A 14,104-nucleotide genomic window follows, 5' to 3' on the forward strand; every position below is an offset into this window, starting at 1 on the left:
GATCCGCCATGATCGCCAATCAGGCCCCAAGCCAAAAACGGCAATCCAAAAAGCAAAATCAATTCCATGCAGCACCCCTGACAAAAGCAACGGCCTGCTGCCAAAATGCGCGGCAGGCGCTTGGGTCAGATGTCGACGAGCCTATCCTTTTTAGTCAAGAAAAAGTTAATATTGGACACAACTTGTAAACAAAGGGCTGGTTTTGCACGCTTTGGATGCAAAATGGCCAAGCTTAAAGCTGCGCCAGCACCTCTTGCAGAATCGGCGCCAAACGCGCGGCCCAGGCCTGCTGCTGGGTGTCTGTTGCAATCAGATCATTTCGCAGCTCGATCAGGGTGTTGTGCCGGCCCGATGCAATCGCATGGCGGTCCACCGAATCACCCGGAAGCTGGCCCGCATAGGGCTCGTTGTCGCCGATACAAAGGTCCGTTTCCTGCGCCAGACGCGCAATCAGCGGTTGCGACAGCCGCGCATCCTCGTGGCCATAAAGCACACCCACATGCCAAGGCCGCAGCGCCCGCCCCTTCAGGCAGGGGGTGAAAGAGTGAATGGCCAGAACAACCGTATCATCGCGCCGCGCCGCAAGTTTGGCATAGGCATCATGATAGGGGCGATACAGGGTCTGCAAGCGCCGCTCGACCTCTGCGGCATCGACATGACGGTTGGCCGGAATGATCGTGCCGTCATAAAGCTTCATCACCAGAGTCGGATCATGCTCGCCGCGATTGGGATCAATCACCAAACGGCTGAAATCAGAGGCAATCACAGGGCTATCCAGCAAATGCCCAAGCGCGCGGGCAAGCCCCAAGGCGCCAACATCATAGGCGATGTGGCGCGCCATATCCTGATCGCTGATGCCCAATGATCCGCCGCCAATATCGGCGGGCACGCGGTTGGTCGCATGATCAACCGTCACCAGCCACCGACCCGCCCGCTCTGTTCCTTCCACCGTGAATGCCATGTTTCCCCGCCTCAGCCGCCGTCACACTATCTTATGATTTCATCTTTATGCTGCAATGCAACACAGCGCCAGTTGCCCCGCAATCGGTATTGGGCCATAAGACCCTCGGCCCACCAAAGAAATTGAACGCGACGAAAAGGAACAAGGCATGAGACGCCTTCGGAATGTTAAGATCGTGGCCACTTTGGGCCCAGCTTCCAGCGACTATAAGATGATCCGCGCTTTGTTCGAGGCGGGGGCCGATGTGTTCCGCTTGAACATGAGCCATGGCACCCATGCCGAACAGGCAGCCCGCCACGCCATTATTCGGCAGGTCGAGGCGGATGTGGGTCGCCCCATCGCCATTTTGGCCGATCTTCAGGGCCCTAAACTGCGCGTTGGCACCTTTGCCAAGCCAGAGGGCGAAGATCTGGTGATCGGCGCAGAGTTCCGCATGGATCTTGCAGCCGCCCCCGGCGACGCAACCCGCGTGCAACTGCCGCACCCCGAGATTTTTGCCGCTCTTGAGGCTGGCTCTAGCCTTTTGGTCAACGACGGCAAGATCCGTCTGCGGGTCAAAGACTGCGGCAAAGACTTTGCCAACTGCGTGGTCGAAGTCGGCGGCGTAATTTCCAACCGCAAGGGCGTGAACGTGCCGGATGTGGTTCTGCCCTTGGCAGCGCTTTCAGCAAAAGACCGCGATGACCTTGAATTCGCTTGCGAATTGGGTGTCGATTGGTTGGCTTTGTCCTTCGTGCAGCGCCCCGAAGATGTGATCGAAGCGCGTCAGTTGGCCAAAGGCCGCGCCGCGATTCTGTCGAAAATCGAAAAGCCTGCGGCTGTCAAAGCCTATGACGCGATTTTGCAGGTCTCTGACGGCATCATGGTGGCACGCGGCGATCTGGGCGTTGAATTGCCCGTCACCTCGGTGCCGCCGATCCAGAAACGCTTGGTGCGCGGCGCGCGCGCTGCGGCAAAGCCTGTGATCGTTGCGACCCAGATGCTCGAATCGATGATCGAAGCGCCGGTGCCAACCCGCGCCGAAGTCTCGGATGTGGCAACCGCCATCTATGAAGGCGCGGATGCGATCATGCTTTCGGCCGAATCGGCTGCGGGCAAATTCCCGATCGAAGCCGTCACCACGATGAACAACGTGGCGATGTCGGTCGAAAAAGACCCGACCTATCGTCAGGTGATCGAAGCCAGCCGCGTTGTGCGTCGCGAAACCATTGCCGACGGTATCGTTGCCGCCGCGCGTGAAATCGCCGAAGCTACCAACATCAAGGCCATCGCTTGCTTTACCCAAAGCGGCGAAACTGCCAGCCTTGTGGCGCGCGAACGGCCACAGGTGCCGATCATTGCGCTGACGCCGCTGATGTCGACCGCCCGCAGGCTTGCGCTGACATGGGGCGCGCATTGCGCCATTACCGAACCGCAAGACCGCTTTAAGGGCGCCGTTTTGGCTGCCGTTGGTGCTGCGCGCCGCGATGGCTTTGCCGAAGTCGAAGATCAGATCGTTGTGACCGCAGGTGTGCCTTTTAACGTCAAAGGCACAACCAATATCCTGCGTGTGGCGCCTTGTGATGAACGGTTGATTTCGCGGGTAGACCCAGAATAAGCTTTAACTCTTTGAGTAAAGGGTATTGCCATGGTGTACGATCAGATTCTGGTTCTTAGTCTTGCGATCTGTGTCTTGGCGATACCCCCGATGTTCTCTGCCTATGTTGATAGCCGCCCGCCTCGGTCGGCGGCTATCATGATGATGATCGGCGGCGTCCTGCTGGTCGTGGCGCTAACGCAAAAACCAGGCGGCTATCGCTTTGCGGATATACCGCATGCTGTGACGCGGGTGATTGCGGGCATCATCCGGTAAACTGCGGCCAGAATCCGCTTGCACCCCTGGGCTGGCGCGCCTATAGGGACCACTCGAATACCCCGCGATGCTGGCCAACGTGGCATGCCAAGCATTGCCTGCAACCATGGAGATGGAAATGCCCAAGATGAAGACCAAGTCGGCGGCGAAGAAGCGTTTCAGCTTCACTGCTTCCGGTCGTGTAAAAGCTGGCGTTGCCGGCAAACGCCACGGCATGATCAAACGCACGACGAAGTTCATTCGTGACGCGACGGGGACCATGATCCTTTGCGCATCCGATGCGAAAATCGTCAAAAAATACATGCCATACGACCGGTAAGGAGAGCTTAGATGTCCCGCGTTAAATCTGGCGTCGTTACCCACGCCCGTCACCGCAAGGTGATCAAGAAGGCGGCTGGCTATTACGCCGCCCGCTCCACGAACTTCCGCACAGCTACTCAGGCCGTTGATAAGGCCCAGCAGTATGCAACGCGCGACCGTAAGAACCGCAAGCGCAACTTCCGCGCTTTGTGGATCCAGCGGATCAACGCGGCCGTGCGTCTGTTCGACATCGAGTTCACATACTCGCGTTTCATCAACGGTCTGGCGAAAGCTGGCATCGAGGTGGACCGTAAGGTTCTGGCCGATCTGGCCGTGCACGAGCCCGAGGCGTTTAACGCCATCGCAGCTCAGGCCAAAGCCGCTCTGGCTGCTTGATTTCAAGCTGATCTAAAGAAAAGGCCCTGCTTTTGCGGGGCCTTTTTTATTGCGCGGCGCAGGGTCTTTCGCGCTTATTCGTTCTGCGATTTTGCCGACCACTTGCATCCGCGCGCCCTTGCCGTTAGCACCAAACGGCACGAATTCGGAGACTGTCATGGACGGGTTAGACGATCTTAAGGCCAAATATCTGGTCGCCATTGCCAATATTGGCGATGAAGCCGGTCTGGAAGAGCTGCGCCTTGCCGCCCTTGGCAAAAAGGGCGAGATTTCGGCGCTGATGTCGGCTCTGGGCAAAATGGACCCCGACGCGCGCAAAGCCGCAGGCGCGATGCTGAACGTGCTGAAAGACGAGATCGACGCCGCTCTGCGCGCCAAAAAGGCAGCGCTTGGCGATGCCGCCCTTGACGCGCGCCTGCGCTCGGAGTGGTTGGACGTCACCCTGCCCGCGCGCCCACGCCGTCAGGGCACCATCCACCCCGTCAGCCAAGTGATGGAAGAGCTGACCGCGATCTTTGCCGATATGGGCTTTGCCGTCGCCGAAGGTCCGCAGATCGAATCGGACTGGTATAACTTTGACGCGCTGAACATCCCGCCCGAGCACCCCGCGCGGCAGGAACACGACACCTTCTTTATGCACCGTGCCGAGGGCGATCTGCGCCCGCCGCATGTCTTGCGCACCCATACCAGCCCGGTGCAGATTCGCGCCATGACCGAACAGGGCGCGCCGATCCGGGTGATTGCTCCCGGTCGCGTCTACCGCATGGATATGGACCAAACCCATACCCCGATGTTCCATCAGGTCGAAGGTCTTGCGATTGGCCGCGACATCAGCATGGCCAATCTGAAATGGACGCTGGAGGAATTCTGCCGCGCATTTTTCGAAGTTGACAAGGTCGAGCTGCGCTTTCGTGCCAGCCACTTCCCCTTTACCGAACCCTCGGCCGAAGTTGATATCCGTTATTCCAATGTTGGCGGTCAGCTGCGCATTGGCGAGGGCGACAAATGGATGGAAATTCTTGGCTCGGGCATGGTTCACCCCAAAGTGCTGGCCGCAGCCGGTGTGAACCCCGATGAATGGCAAGGCTTTGCCTTTGGCATGGGCATCGACCGCATTGCTATGCTGAAATACGGCATCCCCGATCTGCGCGCGTTTTTTGAAAGCGATCTACGCTGGCTGCGCCATTACGGCTTTGCAGCGCTGGATATGCCGGATCTTGCTGGCGGGTTGTCGGCCTAAGCCCCTGCTCTAGACAAATACGCCAAGCTTTAGAAACAGCAAGACGGTCAGACCAAGCAAAATGCAAAGTCTTACCGCCTCGCTGCGGCGCATGTCTTTGGGGATCTCGAGCGTTATCAGAGCCATTTTGTCGCTATAGCTCAAATCACATGGCAGATTATGGCATTTGATGCGGTTTTTGCGCGACAAGCTGTTTCTAGCTCGGAAACCCCACAGCATTTCGACCGCAGGCCGCTTCCCCTTTGCGCCCCAATGCGCTAATCCCAAGCCCAAGTAATTCCGAAGGGCTGCGCTATGAAATTCACCCTGTCTTGGCTGAAAGATCACCTTGAAACGACGTCTTCGCTGGAAGACATCCTCTACGCTCTGACCGATCTGGGGCTAGAGGTGGAAGAGGTGGTGAATCCGCTGGCAAAACTGGCCCCCTTTACGCTGGCTCGTGTGATCCATGCCGAAAAGCACCCAGACGCCGACAAGCTGCGCGTCTGCCGTGTGATGACGGATGAGGGTGAAAAGCAGATCGTTTGCGGCGCACCCAATGCCCGCGAAGGCATCACCGTGGTCTTGTGCAAACCCGGCGACTATGTGCCGGGCATTGATGTGACGCTGGGCATCGGCAAAATCCGTGGCGTTGAATCGCATGGCATGATGGCCTCTGAACGCGAGCTAGAGCTGTCGGACGAACATAACGGCATTATCGAGCTGCCCTCGGGCGAGATTGGCGAGAAATTCGCCGATTGGTTGGCGAAAAATCGCCCCGCGCTGGCTGACCCGATGATCCATATTAAAATCACTCCGAACCGCCCCGATGCTTTGGGCGTGCGCGGTGTGGCGCGTGATCTGGCCGCACGCGGTCTTGGCACGCTGAAACCGCTGCCGATCCCGGTGATCAAGGGCGGCTTTGCCAGCCCCGTGCAGGTGGAAATCAGCGCCGATCTGAAAACCAAAGGCTGCCCGCATTTCGCAGGCCGCACCATTCGCGGCGTCAAGAACGGGCCGTCGCCAGATTGGCTGCAAGCACGGCTTAAGGCGATTGGGCTGCGGCCAATCTCGACGCTTGTTGATATCACCAACTATTTCACCTTTGGCCTGAACCGCCCGTTGCATGTGTTTGACGCAGGCAAGGTGCAGGGCAAGCTGCGCATTCACGCGGCAGTTGGGGGCGAAGAGTTTCTGGCGCTGGACGGCAAGACCTATAGCCTGCGCGCAGGGCAAATGGCGATTTCCGACGATCAGGGCGTTGAATCCTTGGCCGGTATCATGGGCGGCGAAGCCTCTGGATGCACGCCCGAGACCACGGATGTTTTCGTCGAATCCGCCTATTGGGATCCGATCACCATCGCTGCCACTGGCCGCGCGCTGAAGATCAACTCGGATGCGCGCTATCGCTTTGAACGCGGCGTTGACCCGGCCTTTAGCCTTGATGGGCTTGATCTGGCGACCCAGATGATCCTTGATCTTTGCGGTGGCGAAGCCTCTGATCTGGCCGAAGATGGTGCTGCCAAAGACACCAGCCGCGCCTATCAGCTTAAGCCCGCGCGCGTGATCAGCCTTGTTGGCATGGACATCCCCGAAGCCGAGCAGCGCCGCACCTTGCAAGCGCTTGGCTTTACCCTGAACGGCGATATGGCAAGCCCGCCGTCCTGGCGCCCCGACATCTTGGGCGAGGCCGATCTGGTCGAAGAAGTCGCCCGCATCGCCAGCCTGACCAAGCTTGTCGGCACCCCGCTGCCGCGACTGGTGGCAGGCGTGCCGCGTCCGATCCTGACGCCCTTGCAAGTGCGCGAGCGTTTGGCCCGCCGCACCATCGCAGCACTTGGCTATAACGAATGCGTCACCTACAGCTTTATCGACCAGACCGGCGCAAGCCTGTTTGGCGGCGGGGCTGATGCGCTGCGCGTTGATAACCCGATCTCGTCCGAGATGACGCATATGCGCCCCGATCTGCTGCCCGGCCTGCTGCGCGCAGCGGCGCGCAACCAAGCTCGCGGCTTTATGGATATGGCGCTGTTCGAAGTGGGCCCGGTCTTTCACGGCGGCGAACCCGGCGAGCAGCATCTGCAAGCCACCGGCCTGCTGATCGGTGCCACGGCTGCGCGCGATCCACATGGCGCACGGCGGATGAACGACGTCTATGATGCAAAGGCCGATGTCGAGGCAGTGCTGGCAGCCCTTGGTGCCCCCGCCCGCGTGCAGATCAACCGCAAAACCGCCGCTTGGTGGCACCCCGGTCGCTCTGGCGTGATTGGTCTGGGGCCAAATGTGATGGCCAGCTTTGGCGAGGTGCATCCAAAGATCCTTGCAGCGATGGATATCAAAGGCCCTGCGGTTGCCTTCACAGTTCTGGTCGCCAATATCCCCTTTGCCAAGGTGAAAACCCCAACCAAACCGGCGCTGGTGCTGTCGGATCTACAAGCGGTCGAGCGTGACTTTGCTTTCGTTGTCGATGCGGGCGTCGAGGCCCTAACGGCGGTGAACGCGGCCGCTGGGGCCGACAAAGCGCTGATCGCCGAGGTGCGGATTTTCGATCAGTTCATCGGGGCAAAGGCGGAAGCACAGATGGGCGCTGGCAAAAAGTCCATCGCGCTGACGGTGCGGTTGCAACCCACCGACAAGACCCTGACCGATGCCGATATCGAAGCCGTCTCGGCCAAGATCATCGACAAGGTCAGCAAAGCCACCGGCGGCGCGTTGCGCGGATAAATCAAACCGCGCGGTGCAAAGGCGCCGCGCGGTTTTCTGTGCTGCGGCCTATTTCTTGGCCCGCCAGCTGCCGAACCACGCCCCAATGCGCCCCATCACGCCCTTGGCCTTGGTCGAGGCAAGGTCTGCACGCGCCTCAACACCGTCCCAAGTTTCTTCAACTTCGGCCATGGCGGGTTCGACGGTGCGCTCTAGAAACTGCGCCCACATCCGCCGCAACATCACATAGCCAAAAGCCAACAGCAGCAGCACGATGATTGGCACATAAGGGATGATCCGCACATCTGGGCTGGCGACCTCTTTCACCCCTATCGCATTGGGATAAATCGACAAAAACGCAAAGCGCCAGCCGTAATGCGTCACCGAAACCCAAGTTGGTGCCGAGGCCAAAGATTTCAGATTGCCCGCCTGCGCCTGCAAATTCGAGCTGTCATATTTGAAATAGGGCGGCCAGACCCAGCCGGTGTCTTCATTGCGATAGACGATCACCGACCCATCTGGATAAGCGGCTTCGATAAATCGAATGTCGCGGGTAGTGCCGCTTTCGGCGGTGCCACTGTCGGGCGAGGCATAGGCCCAAGAATTCTCACTGCCAACCGTGGTCAGCCGGTTGTAGGTATTGGTGATCCGCACAATATCGTGCTGCGGCAAGGTGTAATGCAAAAACAGCCCCACGATCAGCAGCACCGTCAGGCGCAGGCTCCATTTAAGCTTATTCATTGCATCGTTTCCTTACTGAAAGTTCACAAAATAGATCGTTGCCGCCACAACCGCCGTGGGAAGGATATAAACCAACCACAGCAAGCGCCGCCGCAGCCCATGTTGGTAGGCCTGCATGCCCGCCTCGATATAGGCCTCGCGCGTGCCTTCGATGCCACCAGCGTCAAAGGTTTTTTCCAGCCATTCGCGCCGCACCGAACGCGAATAGGTCGAAATCAGAAAATACAGCAGCGTCAGGGCCACAAAGCCGAAAACCGCCAAACGTACAATCCCGATCATAGCTTGCCTCGCTTTACCGCGCCCCAAGGCCCGACGATCTGACCCAGATCGCGCGCAATATGGGGCAGTTGATGCCGCGCGTCCATCGACGGCTCTGGCCCAAACAAGGCCGCGCGCGCGCCCTGCGCATCGACCTTATACTCGCGTTCCAGAAAATCCGCCACATAGCGCCGCTTTTTCTCGGACCAAGTGGCGTAGCTTGCGTAAAATAATTCCTTATGGGTGATGAACATCTGCCGCACATCCATCGGCGCAAGCTCGGCCAGCAACATATTGACCAGATCACGCTGCGGCCCAGCCGCGGCGCGCAGGGTGTAGAAATAGGCAGGATGCTCGGAGGTAAGCTGCGGCCAAGGCCCGGCCCGCTCGACCCAGCGCAAAAGCGCAGCCAGCCCCAAAAACGCCGGAGGCAGCGCATCGCCCAATCGCTGCGCGATCTTGCGCAACTCGGTCCGCCGCGCATCGCCCAGATCAAGGCCAAGGGCATCGGCGGCATCAACCAAGATGAAATCCATCTTTTGCCGCAAAACCGCACCCGCATCCATGCCGCGCGCCTGCACAATCGGCTCGACCAAGGCGTTTGTGACCATCCATTCAGCAATCGCATTGCGCTGGCCCAGATCCATCACCTTAATCTTCGGCAGCGCCGCCAAAGTTGCACGCGGCAGCACCGAAATCACCGCAGGCACCAGCGTATCACCAAAAACATAGACGCCGCCAAAATGCGCCGTCCAGAAACTGGGCTGTTCAAAGCACATGGCGGGCAGGCTGATCGGCACCCTTGTGACATCGCCGGTCTTTTTCGCCAAAGCGATCATCTGTGCGATCAGATCATCATCGCGCCAGCCGTCAGGCTCGGAGCGAAAGCGCTCGATCAAGCCGCCCAGCTGATTGGCATCAGCAACATGGCCGCCGATGGTGTCAGCCTCGACCGTCACCTTGCGAATATCCAGCAGTTTCAGAGGGCTAGACATCTCGTAGACCGAATTCGCCAATTCCCCGATCACCGCATCTTGGGCGGTCAGCGCGAACAATTGCCGTTCATTCGCCTCAATGAAGCGCTGCAAAATATCGCGGCTGGTCGAGAATTTGATATGCAGCAGCGGCGCGGTTTTCTGGCTGGTGGTCAGCAATATGAACTGGCGGTTACATCCATGCGGGTTCAGATAAAGCCTGTCGCCGAATTCGTCGCCAATCTCGGGGCTAAAGCCTGAAATGTCGATGTGAAAATCCGAAAGCGCGGTTTCTTTGCCGGTCAGCGCCTTCAACGCGCGGTTATAGCGCTCGACCAATTGCGGCGACGATACCTCGATCAGATTGCCAAACATCAGACCCTTTTCGATCAGGCGCTTCATTCCCGCGCCTCCAAAAACCGCCGCTTGGCCTCTTCTTGGCGGGCAAAATCCCGCACCATCGCCTGAACCGCCGCTTCGTTCGAGGTATCCGCATAGCGAAATTCAGAATCGGCGTAGCGGTTGATTTCCTGCACCACCATCTCAAGGCTGATCGGCGTCATCAGCGCTTTGATCATCGCCAGCTTTTCATCATAGGGCTTGAACAGAAAGAGATCGGGCACCTCCATCCATTCGTCTGGCAGATCAAAATCCATCGCCCGCACCTTGACGGCATCGGTGATATTCTTGATCGCACGACCGGTAAAGCGTTGATCGGCCTGCTGAATAGCCTTCAGATAGGCGCCAAGTTTCGCCAAAGTGTCCAGCGGGCCCAGATCGCGCCGCAGCTGATCCCAGACCCGCAGCAGCCCTTCCTCTTGCGGTTTTGCGTGACCCTCATAGCTGGCGGCAACCGCGCGCTTGATCTCTTGCGCGGCAAAGAGGGCATGATCGCCCAGCGGAATCGCGTGGTTTTTGCCCAGCAAAAGCGCCAGAAGATCAACGTAATCCTCACGGCTTTGCGGCCCATCCACCAAAAACCGCGCCCCCGCCCGCTGCCGCAGGGCATCATCGACGTTTTCGGGATAATTCGAGAACATGCCAAAGCTGCAATTGCCGCGCACCACGGTTTCGGCCCCCGCAAAGGCCGCCATGAACACCGCCGTCACCTCTTGCTGGCCCGCCGAAGACTGCCTGTCACCGCGCTTGCCGGCAACTTGGTCGATGTCGTCGATGGTGCCAAAACCAATCACCGAAGGATCAAGGATCGCGCTGATAAAGGCCTTGGCGTTCTGCCCGGATTTGCCCTGATAGCTGTCGATCTGATCAATCGAAAAGTTCTGATAGCGAAAGGGATAGCCCGCTACCTTGCAGTAATCATTCAACAATCCAGCCATCATCTGAATAAGCGTGGTCTTGCCCGTGCCCGGTTTGCCGTCGCCCATAAAGGTAAAGATGAACCCGCCCAGTTCGGCAAAGGGGTTCAGCTTGCGCTTGAAATCATAGGCCATCAGCATCTTTGCCAAGCGCAGGCTTTGCGCCTTGGCGATATGATTACCCACCACCTCGGCGGGTTTTTTGAACTGCATGGTCAGCGCAGCCGCTTTTGCCGCACGCGCCGGGGTAAAGCCTGCAAGCGAGAGCCCGTCGGCCTCGATCCGCCATGCCCCCGAGGTGAAGGCCTGCGTGCGCACAGCCTCTTGTGCGCGCAGGGCAACGCGGGCCATCAGCGCCTCGCAAAAGGCCGCAATCACTGCCAAAAGCCGCGGGGCATCGCCCGCCAGAACCGCAATATCCTGGTCCAATTCCCACAGTACGCCTTGCAGGGCGAGTGGCGCGTTATCGGTCAGCACCTCTTCGACCGTGCCCACCTCAACAGTCAGCGCATTTAGATGTGGGGCCAGCAAAAACGCGGTGGCATTGGCAAAGACATGCATCTGCACCAAAGCCTCGGCGGCCAGCAGATCGGCAAATTCGGCGCGGCGCAGCTCGGGCAAGCGGCCTTGCAGATTGGCGGTTTTCAGCTCGGCCAGACCCGAGTCTTGGCCAAAGGTTTCCCCCATCGCCGCCGCAATCGCCAAGCCACGCCGCAGGGCCTGCAGCGCGGCCGCAAGGCTGGGTGAGAGCAAGCCATCGGCCAAAGCCTCGACCCGTTCGATCAGCCGCACCGACCCCGCCCGCGCCGTGGGCCGCGTCACCAAACCCGGCGTGGTGGCGCGAAACATCGGCCGCGTGCCAAGCCCGGCCGAGCGTTCGGGCGCCCGCGCGGCTTCGACCGGCTTGGCCAGTCGCGGCGCGTGGTCAAAACCCGTCAGCAGCGCCAAAGCCGCGTCATAGTGGCGGCGAATATCCTCTTCGCGCAGCTCCATCGCGTCACGCCCAGCTGTCATCGCCCTCTCCTTTCAGCGCGCGGGCAAGATCTGCCCACTTGCCCCCACCACAAACTTTCGCAGATCGCGCAGGCCCGGTTGGTTCAGTTCGGCCAAGACCTGATAGGGCCGCTCGGGCAGGATCACCATGCGGTCCATCCGCGAAAGGCCGCTGTCAGGCGCGAATGCGTCCAGCTTGAAGACCTGCCGTTCGGCGCTGGAAAACCAACCCTCTTTGACCTCTTCCTCGCGCTCAGACAGCAGATCCTCGACCGTCCAGACCAAGGCCCAATCGTCACCATCAGCGGCCTTGGCATCTGACAGCACCTGCGAAATCGGCCCCGATTGCAGAGTGAAATCATGGCTATACATCGGGCCAAGCGTCATCCGGCGCAACCGCTTTGGGTGCAAGCCGCTGAAATCTTTGTCAAACCCCTGCGCGATGGTCAGCAGTTTCAGCCCCATCGCCGATTGCGCCATCAGATGCGCCTGCACCATGGGCCAGCGGCGATCATCCCGCGGCAGAGGCTTTTTGCCGCTATCTTCCACATCCATCAGATAGACCACCGGCAGGTTCAGCTGCGTGTCATAAACCGCCCAATGCAACAGAAAATGCCGCCGCCCCGGCAGCTCGCGGATGAACTGCACATCGGGGTCGTTCTTAGGCCAAAAGATGCCGCCAGCCTGATCCACCGCAAGCGCCAAAGCCTCGTAATAAAGCCGCTGCGCGAGGGCAAATTGCAGCTGCACCGGCACGGTCAAATCGCGCAAGATCTGCCGCACCATCCGGTCTTTCAGCTCGGCAGTCGAGGCCATACCGCCCAAATGCTTTTGCACCTGTGCGGCGTCCAGCGCCATCATCATCAGCTCTTGCGCCACCGGAAAGCCGCTTTCGTGGCGATCAAAGGTCAGGCTTGCGCTGCCTTCGCTGCGCCCCGTCATCAGATATTTGTAACTGAGCGCGCGAAAGGTTCCGGTCAGCGCGGTCAGATAGCGCCCCAAAATTCGCGCCTCGGTGCGGGTCAACTGGCCTTCGGCCTCGACCTCGCCTGTCACGCGCAAAAGATGTCCGGTGATCCGCTCAAATTTGGCAAAATAGCGCCGCGCGGTGGGGCCGTCATACAGCTCTTGGTGGTCATCGGTCAGCGCTGTCTTAGGCATCGCGGTCCGCGCCTTTGGCGGTCAGCCAGAACCAAAGCCGCAGCCCCGGCAAAGTCGCCAGGCCACGCCAAAGCGCGCTTTCATCACTTAGGCGATGATAGACCCATTTCATCGCCGGCCGCAGCAGACCGCCAAGGCCCACGAACAACAGCAATTCAAAGCCGATCAGCCAGGTCAAAATCTCGAACATATGCGCAAGGTGATGCGGCATCAGTTCGGCACCCGCAAAGAACAACACCAGCAAAAGCGTCAATGCCAGCGCCCAGATCCAACACCAGCGGGTTTGCTCATGAAAGGTCATTCGCCATACGCATTCTTGTCGTGCTTCTCGACAATCTTGGCAAAGCGGCGCGCAAAGCGTTCATCTGCCTTGGCCTTTTGTGCCAAGACATCGCGGGCAAAGACCATCTGGCCTTCGTGCGCCTCCAGCATATCGGCCATTTTGGCATTGGTCGCCGAGCCGATAGCCGCCATCGCAACCTGTGCTTCTTGGTCAGTTTTCACGCCAATTTCGTTGATCCGATGCGCGACCTCTTGCTGCTGCGCAGTTTTCAGACTGCTGGTCAGGGCGTCATAAAGCACCACGCGCTGCTTGGTGTCAGTTTGCAATTTATTGATCAAAACCAATTGCGTCGCGGCCTGATTGGTCAGGCTGTCGAGCCAAGTTTTGCCTTTTTCAATATAGCGCTCCAAGGTCTGCGATTTCGCCAATTGCACCTGTTCGTCCTGCACCAGCGCGTTGTAGCGCGCGTTCAGACCGGCAAGCTCGGTTTCAAGCTTGGTGCGTGCAGTGGCGTCCATCTCGACGCTGATTTTATTCTCTAACTCGATGATCTTGGGGTCCAAGGCCGTCACCTCGGCGCGCACCGCCTCTAGCGTCTGCACGGCAACTTCGCGCTCGGTGAGGGTGCTGCCCAGATTGGTCTCGACCTTGGCTTTTTGCCCGTTCAAAAGATCCAGCTGACCCTGCAAAAGCTTGACGATCACATCGGATTTTCCGATCAAATCCTGCAATTTTGCATCAATCGAGGCCCTGCGCATCCGCTCTTGCCGCATCGATTCGGATTTGGCCGAAGAAAAGATGCCGATGAACCGTTCGGTACCGGTCTTGCTGCGCATCTCGCTGAAATCTTTCGAGAAACCCGCCGTGACATCATCCAGCCCCATGATAAGCTCGGCGATATTGGCATTCATCAGATCGGTGTGTTTGTGCACATCGTCCAGCGTCGC

The 14,104-nt window shown here is 59.0% G+C and carries 15 protein-coding genes; 7 read left to right on the forward strand and 8 right to left on the reverse strand.

Going from position 1 to position 14,104, the window contains the following annotated elements; translation table 11 throughout:
* On the forward strand, window positions 1-188 hold a 188-nt coding region (locus tag V7Q10_RS04825; protein ID WP_333867921.1), incomplete at its 5' end, for a hypothetical protein.
* Window positions 189-232: 44 nt separating this feature from the next.
* Here V7Q10_RS04825 and V7Q10_RS04830 read toward each other — a convergent pair.
* Window positions 233-961: an N-formylglutamate amidohydrolase gene (locus V7Q10_RS04830; protein ID WP_333867922.1), complete on the reverse strand. Its 729-nt coding sequence runs from the start codon at window positions 959-961 to the stop codon at window positions 233-235.
* A gap of 148 nt (window positions 962-1,109) precedes the next feature.
* On the opposite strand from V7Q10_RS04830, the gene pyk reads away from it, so the two are divergent.
* From pyk to pheT, 6 genes are all read left to right on the forward strand, one after another.
* Window positions 1,110-2,558, forward strand: coding sequence for a pyruvate kinase (pyk, locus tag V7Q10_RS04835; RefSeq protein WP_333867923.1), 1,449 nt, complete (start codon window positions 1,110-1,112; stop codon window positions 2,556-2,558).
* Between the two features lie 30 nt (window positions 2,559-2,588).
* The gene (locus V7Q10_RS04840; RefSeq protein ID WP_333867924.1) at window positions 2,589-2,813 is read left to right on the forward strand and encodes a hypothetical protein; all 225 of its coding nucleotides are present in this window, start codon (window positions 2,589-2,591) and stop codon (window positions 2,811-2,813) included.
* A gap of 118 nt (window positions 2,814-2,931) precedes the next feature.
* A complete protein-coding gene (rpmI, locus tag V7Q10_RS04845) occupies window positions 2,932-3,132 on the forward strand; it encodes a 50S ribosomal protein L35 (RefSeq protein WP_333867925.1) in 201 nt (66 codons plus the stop codon).
* 11 nt (window positions 3,133-3,143) lie between these two features.
* Window positions 3,144-3,509, forward strand: coding sequence for a 50S ribosomal protein L20 (gene rplT / locus V7Q10_RS04850; protein WP_333867926.1), 366 nt, complete (start codon window positions 3,144-3,146; stop codon window positions 3,507-3,509).
* Between the two features lie 157 nt (window positions 3,510-3,666).
* A complete protein-coding gene (pheS, locus tag V7Q10_RS04855; protein ID WP_333867927.1) occupies window positions 3,667-4,749 on the forward strand; it encodes a phenylalanine--tRNA ligase subunit alpha in 1,083 nt (360 codons plus the stop codon).
* A gap of 294 nt (window positions 4,750-5,043) precedes the next feature.
* The gene (gene pheT, locus V7Q10_RS04860) at window positions 5,044-7,452 is read left to right on the forward strand and encodes a phenylalanine--tRNA ligase subunit beta (protein WP_333867928.1); all 2,409 of its coding nucleotides are present in this window, start codon (window positions 5,044-5,046) and stop codon (window positions 7,450-7,452) included.
* A gap of 48 nt (window positions 7,453-7,500) precedes the next feature.
* Here the strand turns inward: pheT and V7Q10_RS04865 are convergent, their stop codons facing one another.
* The 7 genes from V7Q10_RS04865 to V7Q10_RS04895 all read right to left on the reverse strand — a co-directional run.
* The gene (locus V7Q10_RS04865) at window positions 7,501-8,172 is read right to left on the reverse strand and encodes a DUF1523 family protein (protein ID WP_333867929.1); all 672 of its coding nucleotides are present in this window, start codon (window positions 8,170-8,172) and stop codon (window positions 7,501-7,503) included.
* Window positions 8,173-8,184: 12 nt separating this feature from the next.
* Window positions 8,185-8,451, reverse strand: a complete 267-nt coding sequence (locus V7Q10_RS04870) for a hypothetical protein (protein WP_333867930.1) — start codon at window positions 8,449-8,451, stop codon at window positions 8,185-8,187.
* Entirely contained in the window at window positions 8,448-9,806 is a 1,359-nt protein-coding gene (locus tag V7Q10_RS04875; RefSeq protein ID WP_333867931.1) for a DUF6638 family protein, read from the reverse strand. The genes V7Q10_RS04870 and V7Q10_RS04875 overlap by 4 nt, the downstream gene beginning before the upstream one ends.
* Window positions 9,803-11,734, reverse strand: coding sequence for an AAA family ATPase (locus V7Q10_RS04880; protein WP_333867932.1), 1,932 nt, complete (start codon window positions 11,732-11,734; stop codon window positions 9,803-9,805). The genes V7Q10_RS04875 and V7Q10_RS04880 overlap by 4 nt, the downstream gene beginning before the upstream one ends.
* Window positions 11,735-11,746: 12 nt before the next feature.
* A complete protein-coding gene (locus V7Q10_RS04885; protein ID WP_333867933.1) occupies window positions 11,747-12,874 on the reverse strand; it encodes a hypothetical protein in 1,128 nt (375 codons plus the stop codon).
* Window positions 12,867-13,175 (reverse strand): hypothetical protein, encoded by a 309-nt coding sequence (locus tag V7Q10_RS04890; protein ID WP_333867934.1) that lies wholly within the window; start codon window positions 13,173-13,175, stop codon window positions 12,867-12,869. Before V7Q10_RS04890 ends, V7Q10_RS04885 begins: the two co-directional genes overlap by 8 nt.
* Window positions 13,172-14,104 (reverse strand): hypothetical protein (locus tag V7Q10_RS04895; protein ID WP_333867935.1); only part of this gene is annotated, 933 nt, incomplete at its 5' end. The genes V7Q10_RS04895 and V7Q10_RS04890, both read right to left, overlap by 4 nt.

It is taken from the genome of Cypionkella sp., assembly GCF_036782355.1.
GTDB lineage: Bacteria > Pseudomonadota > Alphaproteobacteria > Rhodobacterales > Rhodobacteraceae > Cypionkella.

What these genes read in the sequence shown, in the direction of transcription:
- V7Q10_RS04830 (WP_333867922.1), bottom strand. Translation starts at nt 961, where the DNA reads ATGGCATTCACGGTGGAAGGAACAGAGCGGGCGGGTCGGTGGCTGGTG.
- pyk (WP_333867923.1), top strand. Translation starts at nt 1,110, where the DNA reads ATGAGACGCCTTCGGAATGTTAAGATCGTGGCCACTTTGGGCCCAGCT.
- V7Q10_RS04840 (WP_333867924.1), top strand. Translation starts at nt 2,589, where the DNA reads ATGGTGTACGATCAGATTCTGGTTCTTAGTCTTGCGATCTGTGTCTTG.
- rpmI (WP_333867925.1), top strand. Translation starts at nt 2,932, where the DNA reads ATGCCCAAGATGAAGACCAAGTCGGCGGCGAAGAAGCGTTTCAGCTTC.
- rplT (WP_333867926.1), top strand. Translation starts at nt 3,144, where the DNA reads ATGTCCCGCGTTAAATCTGGCGTCGTTACCCACGCCCGTCACCGCAAG.
- pheS (WP_333867927.1), top strand. Translation starts at nt 3,667, where the DNA reads ATGGACGGGTTAGACGATCTTAAGGCCAAATATCTGGTCGCCATTGCC.
- pheT (WP_333867928.1), top strand. Translation starts at nt 5,044, where the DNA reads ATGAAATTCACCCTGTCTTGGCTGAAAGATCACCTTGAAACGACGTCT.
- V7Q10_RS04865 (WP_333867929.1), bottom strand. Translation starts at nt 8,172, where the DNA reads ATGAATAAGCTTAAATGGAGCCTGCGCCTGACGGTGCTGCTGATCGTG.
- V7Q10_RS04870 (WP_333867930.1), bottom strand. Translation starts at nt 8,451, where the DNA reads ATGATCGGGATTGTACGTTTGGCGGTTTTCGGCTTTGTGGCCCTGACG.
- V7Q10_RS04875 (WP_333867931.1), bottom strand. Translation starts at nt 9,806, where the DNA reads ATGAAGCGCCTGATCGAAAAGGGTCTGATGTTTGGCAATCTGATCGAG.
- V7Q10_RS04880 (WP_333867932.1), bottom strand. Translation starts at nt 11,734, where the DNA reads ATGACAGCTGGGCGTGACGCGATGGAGCTGCGCGAAGAGGATATTCGC.
- V7Q10_RS04885 (WP_333867933.1), bottom strand. Translation starts at nt 12,874, where the DNA reads ATGCCTAAGACAGCGCTGACCGATGACCACCAAGAGCTGTATGACGGC.
- V7Q10_RS04890 (WP_333867934.1), bottom strand. Translation starts at nt 13,175, where the DNA reads ATGACCTTTCATGAGCAAACCCGCTGGTGTTGGATCTGGGCGCTGGCA.